General features: G+C 51.5%; 7 protein-coding genes. 5 read left to right on the top strand and 2 right to left on the bottom strand.

All coding sequences use genetic code 11. The features are described from left to right. Positions 1-780: 780 nt before the first annotated feature. Positions 781-1,110 (top strand): DUF4926 domain-containing protein, encoded by a 330-nt coding sequence (locus IGR76_17640; GenBank protein ID MBF2080281.1) that lies wholly within the window; start codon positions 781-783, stop codon positions 1,108-1,110. A 164-nt stretch (positions 1,111-1,274) separates the two neighbouring features. Here the strand turns inward: IGR76_17640 and IGR76_17635 are convergent, their stop codons facing one another. Then, positions 1,275-1,499: a hypothetical protein gene (locus IGR76_17635; protein ID MBF2080280.1), complete on the bottom strand. Its 225-nt coding sequence runs from the start codon at positions 1,497-1,499 to the stop codon at positions 1,275-1,277. A gap of 343 nt (positions 1,500-1,842) precedes the next feature. Between IGR76_17635 and IGR76_17630 the strand changes: the two genes are divergently transcribed. Continuing rightward, positions 1,843-3,477, top strand: coding sequence for an alpha-D-glucose phosphate-specific phosphoglucomutase (locus IGR76_17630; GenBank protein ID MBF2080279.1), 1,635 nt, complete (start codon positions 1,843-1,845; stop codon positions 3,475-3,477). 95 nt (positions 3,478-3,572) lie between these two features. Here the strand turns inward: IGR76_17630 and IGR76_17625 are convergent, their stop codons facing one another. After that, positions 3,573-3,737, bottom strand: coding sequence for a hypothetical protein (locus tag IGR76_17625; GenBank protein ID MBF2080278.1), 165 nt, complete (start codon positions 3,735-3,737; stop codon positions 3,573-3,575). Between the two features lie 877 nt (positions 3,738-4,614). Here IGR76_17625 and IGR76_17620 point away from each other — a divergent pair. The 3 genes from IGR76_17620 (at position 4,615) to IGR76_17610 (ending at position 8,300) form a co-directional block, all read left to right on the top strand. Further along, on the top strand, positions 4,615-5,877 hold the full coding sequence (locus IGR76_17620; protein MBF2080277.1) for a trypsin-like peptidase domain-containing protein: 1,263 nt from the start codon (positions 4,615-4,617) through the stop codon (positions 5,875-5,877). Between the two features lie 51 nt (positions 5,878-5,928). Then, positions 5,929-6,894 (top strand): M28 family peptidase, encoded by a 966-nt coding sequence (locus tag IGR76_17615; protein MBF2080276.1) that lies wholly within the window; start codon positions 5,929-5,931, stop codon positions 6,892-6,894. Positions 6,895-7,067: 173 nt separating this feature from the next. Then, positions 7,068-8,300 (top strand): AI-2E family transporter, encoded by a 1,233-nt coding sequence (locus IGR76_17610; GenBank protein ID MBF2080275.1) that lies wholly within the window; start codon positions 7,068-7,070, stop codon positions 8,298-8,300. Positions 8,301-8,306: the final 6 nt, after the last annotated feature.

Below are 8,306 nucleotides of genomic sequence, written 5' to 3'. Positions count from 1 at the left end.
AGTCATCGATGTCACAAAACAGGTCTTCTAGACTAAACATGGGGCAGGTCAAGGGATGAAAACTTAGCACTTTCAGCCTATCTAACCTGCCCCTCTCTTATCCCGAACTGACGTTATTCAGCAACGCCTTTTCATCGTTTTTACTCAGTTTTGGGAGATCGGGAAATTTCATCATAGATAATTGAATAAGAAACAATTAGTATTTAGTGTTCCCATGCACTTATACCAGAGAACACGGATTGAATATTCAAAATAGGGCGTTGCTGGACTCAAGCATGAAATACCCTCGTCCCAAACCCTTTTCTCCAGGAGGAAGGGCTTCAAACTCTAGTTCCCTCTACCCTCGGTAGAGAGCTAGGGTGTGGGCCAATGCAGGAAGCATACTGCCATTCGGCAATGCCCAAGATAGATCCTCCTCGATAGGCGATCGTCTGTTCGAAATGGTAGAAATTACTTCCTGCTCAGCTTCTCGGTGAACCTGTAGGATGCGGCAATGGTCTTTCATATGGGCAGCTTAAAATCTGGCTTGGTTACCTCTTCCTCAGACTACCCATCCAATCCGGTCAGATTGCAGCAATTCATACTTTCTCAAGGAGCATGCGTTTCAAAGACACAAGGTTGACTGTTACTGCTAGATCTGCGACTTCTAGCCAGCGCCTTAAAAAGGGCGTGTTGGAGTGATGAGGAGAAGTCGCAGATCTGAGTGCTCTAAAGCGCGATGATGGAACCCAGCGAACCCGATCGCGCTCGGTTGATAACCCTTTTTATCCGGAGGCAGAGATGACCAAACCTAAACTCTTTGATGTCGTTGAGCTTTTGGTTAACCTCCCCGACTCTGATGTTCAAGCGGGGGAATTAGGCACAATTGTCGAAGAATACGGCAACACGGATAATCATCACGCCTACGAAGTTGAGTTTGCCAACTCCGAAGGTAAGACGATCGAAACACGGGCACTTACGCCTGATCAATTTATGGTGGTTTGGAGAAGCGCCACTAAAGCTTGGATTCCCTTAGGCGATCGCCTTGCAAGTCTTCTGGAAAACCTCCCTGAAGAAAGACAGGAGCAAGTGTTAAGCTTCGTCCGTTCTCTCTACAAAACGCCCGCTTAGGTTATCGCGTGATAAGTAGGCAGCAAAAGGAATAGCTCACAGATGGCTTGCAAGCACTTCTGAAGAGAAATCCTTTAATTCAGGAGCAATGGAACCTAGATGGGAGCGACTGCAGGGGAGCGATCGCGCAGCGTCTCTGAAAGAGAATCGCCCCATCCACTGATCTAACCGATCCCCAACTGCTTTTTACTGGCCTTTAACGATTTCCAGAGGGCTTCGATCTGGTCGAAGGACTCCAAAGGCGACAGTTTACCGTTGGTTTCCAAATTGGAAATATAGCTGACACGCTGGGCAAATTCTTGCAAATTGGCGTTAAATACCAAATTTTCAGGCTTGACCTCGCCCCGATACCGGGCACGTGGATACAGAAAATCAGACTGATTGGTCATGATTAAACCCCCATCTTAACGACGTTTAAGAACAGGTAAAGCATGAAGGGAGGGTTCTCGTGCCTGGAACGTTGTTTGTCCAGCCGTGGTATACCTTTATTCCTCGTGACTCTAACACTAACAAGTTAACCTATTCTTAACCTAGCATCTTCCGAAAAACTACGACTTTTTCAAGACTTGAAACTTAATTGATTGGGAAGGCTGGAAGCTTCATCCCAAGACGTGCGAGAAAAGGGTTAAAGACGGTAACAAGGATGAGAGAATCCTCATGGGTGGGTTAATCTCACCCCGCAGTTAGACAGACGACCACTGCCTCCAATTGTTCAGGTGAGGAAATTTTTTGATGAATATTCGTACTGTATCAACTCAGCCATTTTTCGACCAGAAACCCGGTACATCGGGGCTGCGGAAAGCTGTACCCGTATTCCAGCAGCGTCATTATCTTGAAAATTTTATTCAATCTATCTTCAGCAGCCTAGAAGGCTTCCAGGGTAAAACGCTGGTTGTCGGTGGCGATGGTCGGTATCTGAACCGTTCTGCCATTCAAACCATTATCAAAATGGCAGCGGCCAACGGCTTTGGTCGGGTGCTGGTGGGGCAGGGAGGTATTTTATCCACACCCGCCGCATCCTGCGTTATTCGCAAAAACGAAGCGTTTGGGGGGATTATCCTTTCTGCTAGCCACAACCCCGGCGGCCCCAACGGTGACTTTGGCGTGAAGTACAACATCGGCAATGGTGGCCCTGCACCAGAAAAAATCACGGATGCGATTTACGAAGCCAGCAAGACGATTGATGCCTACCGGATTATGGAAGCGGAGGACATTGATCTGGATGCGGTGGGTACGACCCAAATGGGTACGGTGACCGTAGAGGTAATCGACTCGGTCAGTGACTACAGCCAACTGATGGAAACCCTGTTCGACTTCGATCGCATCCATGACCTGCTTACCAACGGCAGATTCAAGATGTGTATGGATTCCCTCCATGCAGTGACGGGGCCTTATGCCCACGCCATTTTTGAAACGCGGCTGGGTGCGGCTCCGGGGACGGTGGTGAACGGTCTGCCCCTAGAGGATTTTGGCGGTGGGCATCCCGACCCGAACTTGGTTTACGCCCACGATCTGGTGGAGAAACTATTCGGTAACAATGCGCCCGATTTTGGAGCGGCGTCCGATGGCGATGGCGATCGCAACATGATCTTGGGTCGCCATTTCTTTGTCACCCCTAGCGACAGTTTGGCGATTTTGGCGGCGAATGCAACGTTGGTTCCGGGCTACCGGGATGGGCTGGCTGGCATTGCGCGATCAATGCCTACCAGTCAGGCTCCGGATCGGGTAGCGGCGAAGTTAGGGATCGATTGCTATGAAACGCCGACGGGCTGGAAATTCTTTGGCAACTTGCTGGATGCGGGCAAAGCGACCCTCTGCGGGGAGGAAAGTTTCGGTACGGGGTCAAACCACGTCCGGGAGAAGGACGGCCTCTGGGCAGTGCTGTTCTGGCTAAACGTACTGGCGGTGCGGCAGGAATCGGTAGAGCAGATTGTCCGAGAACACTGGCACACCTACGGACGCAACTACTACTCGCGCCACGACTATGAAGAGGTGGAGAGCGATCGCGCCAAGACGCTGATCCAGAATCTCCAGGCTAAATTGCCGGATCTGAAGGGTACGTCCTTGGGGCGGTACGAGGTGGAGTATGCGGACGACTTTAGCTATACCGATCCGGTGGATGGCAGCATCAGCACAAATCAGGGCACGCGCATTGGCTTTACCGATGGCTCCCGGATTGTGTTCCGCCTATCCGGTACGGGCACGAAGGGCGCAACCCTGCGGCTCTACCTGGAAAGCTTTGAGGCCGATCCCGCGAAACAGAACGCGGATCCCCAAGATGCGTTGGGAGAATTGATTACGATCGCCGATGAGGTGGCGCAGATTACAACCCTAACGGGACGCGATCGCCCCACGGTGATTACCTAAACTCTCTAGTGCGGGCGGGTTTAGGCGATCGCCCTGGCCCAAGCTCAGGGATTCATGGCCCAACCCGCCCCCAGCCATTTGGGATTGATTCTTGATTATTGCAGGCTCAGCTCTTCAACCACACCATCGTTGGAGGAAAGACACCGCCAACTATCGCCATCGGCCTGCAACATCACGAGAGAACCTGCTTCCGAGTATTCCGAGCTAACGACATACAAATTGCTCACTTGCCCACCGTACTGACTGTTCACCGCCGACATGCAGGAACTTTCTGCTGCACTGGTAGCCTAGGCTGAACTCTTAGGAGCAAAGGCACAAACCGCAAGACCTGCGACCGCGAGTATTGAAACAGATTTTACAAATTTCATTTGATACGTCCTGTTTTTTGAAGGGACAACAGGAAGTATAAGCGCTCGATTCCAGCCGTACTCCGGATACTCTAGAATTTTTTTGGTTTGTCAGCGATCGCCCCATATCCTGCGATCGCTGGAGCCGACCAAGCGTTTCTGGGGAATCTTGCCAAAAAAATCCGGAGGAACCGCGATCGCTCATTTTCTGAACTCCAAGGGGAGATTAGAAAAGGCGCGGGTCAGGTTCCTCCGAAACTCTTGCATACATTCACCTGATGTCTTTACGATATCAACCCGATTTGACGGTTCCATGTTGAGCTTGTGAACTTCGTGTGACAATTCTCGCTCCAGTGTCACATGAGTCGTGAAACCTGGAGTCTAGAAGGCGATCGCCCGATTGAGCAAATTAGAATTGGGGAGTCTCTAGTCATATCAAGTCTGGTTAATCAACGATCCATGCCAGATGGCTAGGGGCGAGTTTTGTCCTTTACTTTCGGCATTTGCCAAGGGCAATCGGCTAAACCCGCCCTTACAAATAATGGATATTCAGGCGGATTTGATAGGAATATGGGAGTCGTTAACGGCAAAAATGACATTTTTTTGGAACAACAATGTCACTCTGATGTCATATCTGTTTCCTAATCTAAGAATAGAGTGATACCCCAACCGGGCGAACTCCAAAAAAATCTGGTCTGAGCGTCTTTATTGCCCTGACAAATCCGTCGCTCTGTACCCGTCACTCCTCACCACCTAATTGGACTCAACGCAAAGGCTTAAAGAATTAAATATGTCTTCCTATTCTCCCGAAACCAAGCACAATCCTATCCGTCGCACAGCCCTTTCTCTGACCCTAGTTCTTTTGGGCGCAGGTGGTGTCATTGTGGGCGATCGCTGGTTGGCGAATGGTGCGCCCCTGCCCTTTAGTGCGAGTGAGCAGCTACTCAGCCAGACGCCTCCGTCCCAAACCGAAGCACAGCCACCCATAAATAGCAGCCCCAGTAGCCGCATTCTGGCCTCCAGTGGCGATACAAACTTTATTGTGGCAGCGGTCGAGCAAGTGGGGCCTGCCGTGGTGCGGATTGACTCTAGCCGCACTGTCACATCCCAAGCTCCGGATGTGTTCAACGATCCCTTCTTCCGCCGCTTTTTTGGTGATCAGATTCCCCAAGAACCTTCAACCCGTGTTGAAGAAGGTACGGGATCAGGGTTCATCATTGATAGCAAAGGGATTATCGTCACCAATGCCCACGTCGTCGATGGGGCTGATCAGGTAACCGTGACCCTGAAAGATGGGCGTTCCTACACAGGAGAGGTCTTAGGAGAAGATACCCTAACGGATGTAGCGGTCGTTCGCATTCAGGCCAATGAATCACTCCCAACGGTCAAATTGGGGAATTCAGATAATCTCCGTCCTGGCGAATGGGCGATCGCCATTGGTAACCCCCTCGGTCTGGATAACACCGTCACAGCGGGCATCATTAGCGCCACCGGACGCTCCAGCGCTGAAATTCAAGTGCCCGATAAGCGGGTGAGCTTTATCCAAACGGATGCCGCCATTAACCCCGGCAACTCCGGTGGCCCGCTCCTCAATGAGTACGGTGAAGTGATTGGCATGAACACTGCGATCATCGGCGGTGCTCAAGGTTTAGGTTTTGCCATCCCAGTCAACCTGTTTAAGGCCATCGCGGATCAACTGGTGAGCAATGGTAAAGTTGACCACCCCTATCTAGGCATTCGGATGACCGCGTTGACCCCAGAGTTGAAGGAGCAATTGAACAACGATCCGAACGCTCCCGTAACGACCAACGAGGACTCTGGTATTCTGATCGTCCGAGTTGAGCCTCAGTCTCCGGCGGCGCGGGCTGGGTTGCGAAGCGGGGACGTGATCAAAGAGATTGATGGTCAGACTGTGACGGATTCGGAAACGGTGCAGCAACTCGTTGAGAAAAGCACCATCGGTAGCAATCTGAACTTCAAAGTGGTGCGCGGTTCAGACACGCTCAATATCTCGGTCAAACCGGGAGCGTTCCCCCAAGAAGGGAACCAATAGGTGAAAATCGCCTAAGCTGAGGCTAGATCCGTTTAGGCGAAACCCTTCACCATGCGAATCCGGACATTGCGAATTCCAATTTTCTTGCTTGCGATTGCCATTGTGCTGCTGGGCTGGACGGCTCGGCAGCATTTTATTGGGCAGGCCGCGACCCCCACGATCCAGGTTCTGTCTGCGACTGCCGTTTCTCCCCCCGTGGTGCATCCCGATCGCCTCCTAGCCGATCTGGAAGCACTGTCGTTTGTGCGCTATGACGAGGGCGATCGCCAACAGGCCAGAACCTACATCACGCAATCCCTAGAGGCTTCCGGCTGGACAGTACAAACCCAAGAATTTGACAGCGGCATAAATCTCTATGCGGATCGCCCAGGAACAGAATCCGATTCTGGAATTCTCCTCGTCGGTGCTCACTATGACTCAGTGGCGCGATCGCCCGGTGCCGATGACAATGCCACCGGAGTAGCGACCCTCCTCGAAATCGCTCGCCTGTTTGCCGATGTGCCCACGCCCCAAACCCTACGCTTGGCCTTTTTTGACTTGGAAGAAGAGGGGCTGCTCGGCAGCGAGGCATTTGTGGCAGATGAAACTCTCACGGCAAATCTAAACGGAGCCATCATTTTGGAAATGCTGGGTTATGCCTGCGATACACCGGGCTGTCAGCGTTATCCCGACCTGTTACCGATTAAGCCTCCCACGGATCAGGGTAATTTCTTGGCAGCGCTGGGCGATCGCGCCCATACCACTTTGTTAGATGCGTTTCAGTCACCCCAAGGGGACGGTGCGCCTAAGGTTTTGTCCTTAGCAATTCCAGTGATAGCAGGGATGGCTCCCGACTTCATTCGCAGCGATCATGCACCGTTCTGGAATCAAGGCATTGGTGCTGTGTTGCTCACCGACACCGCTAATTTTCGTACGCCCCATTACCATCAGCCAACCGATACTCCCGCCACGATTACGGAGTCCTTCTTTATCCACTCTGCACAAATTGTTGTGAATGGACTCATGCGACTCCTGTGAAACCCATCAAGATACTTCGTTCATGCCCAAAAACTTTGAAATCACTGTGTTGGGCCGTCTAGAGTTATGCCAATGAATCCGATACAATTCTAGGATTCCGACACACCTTGGTAGTTGTCTACTCTGGACATTTGCCATCAAGTCTAGCCTCCGTTCACCTTGCTGGAGCGACGATGAAGTTCATTGATTGGGTTGGATTTTTGTGCCTGGTCATTGCCCTCATGATCCTGTGGCAATTCCGGCAAATCTTGCTGCTTACGTTTACGGCAGTGGTGCTGGCGACTGCTCTCAATCGTTTGGTGCTATCGGTGCAGCGGCGGTTAGCCGTTTCCAGAATTATTGGGGTGGTCATTGCTCTGCTGATCGTCTTACTGGGAGCAACCCTGTTCTTTGGCCTCGTGGTTCCCCCCTTTGTTAACCAGTTCCAGCAATTGATTGAACTAGTGCCGGAAGGTTTTCGCCGCCTGAGTGTGTGGATCAATCATGCGATTGATGAGCCTCCCTACTGGTTCCCCATTCAAGATCTGAAAGAGTTGGCATGGCTGGATTCAATCAATTTCAATTTTCCCGATTTACTACGTCAGTCGAGTTCCATTGCCCAGCGGGTATTTGGCAACTTTGTGACGTTCTTTTCCAACTCCCTGGCCGTTTTACTGCAACTCTTGCTGCTGGCAGTTTTGACGTTCATGTTTGTGGGCAGCCCGACTGCGTATCGGGATATTTTTATTCGGCTGTTTCCGTCGTTTTATCGTCGCCGCGTCGATGAGATTTTGACCAAGTGCGAAACCTCGTTGGTAAGCTGGATGGCGGGCGTGTCGGTCAATTCCCTGTTTGTTGCTGCTTTCAGCGCTATTGGCTTGCTGATTTTGCAGGTGGACTTTGTGTTTGCCCATGCGTTGTTGGCGGGGGTGTTTAACTTTATTCCGAATATTGGGCCGACCTTGAGCGCGATCTTCCCGGTGGCTGTTGCCCTCTTGGATTCTCCGGGTAAGGCGCTAGCGGTCATTATTCTATATCTGGTCATCCAGAACGTGGAGAGTTATTGGTTTAGCCCGATGATGATGCAGAAACAGGTGTCGTTGCTTCCGGCGGCGACCTTACTGGCTCAGATTTTCTTCACTATGTTTTTGGGGCCGCTGGGCTTAATTTTGGCATTGCCGTTGGCGGTGGTGACCAAAACCTGGATCGAGGAATTGTTGATCAAAGATGTGTTTGATCCTTGGCAATACAATCCGTTCCGATCGCAGCGAGATCTAGATACGACGGTTGAAGTGGTGTTTGCAGGAGCCGCCCATGCCCCTGATCCGATGTCTACTGAGTTGGAGGGATCTGAGCCATCGGTTCCTGATGCTGCATCGGCGATCGCCCCTGATGAGGTTCCCCCAATGCCTCCCTCAGAGCCATAGCAATTT

The organism is Synechococcales cyanobacterium T60_A2020_003 (assembly GCA_015272205.1).
Taxonomy (GTDB): domain Bacteria; phylum Cyanobacteriota; class Cyanobacteriia; order RECH01; family RECH01; genus JACYMB01.
This window is presented reverse-complemented; position numbering and strand designations above follow the sequence as displayed.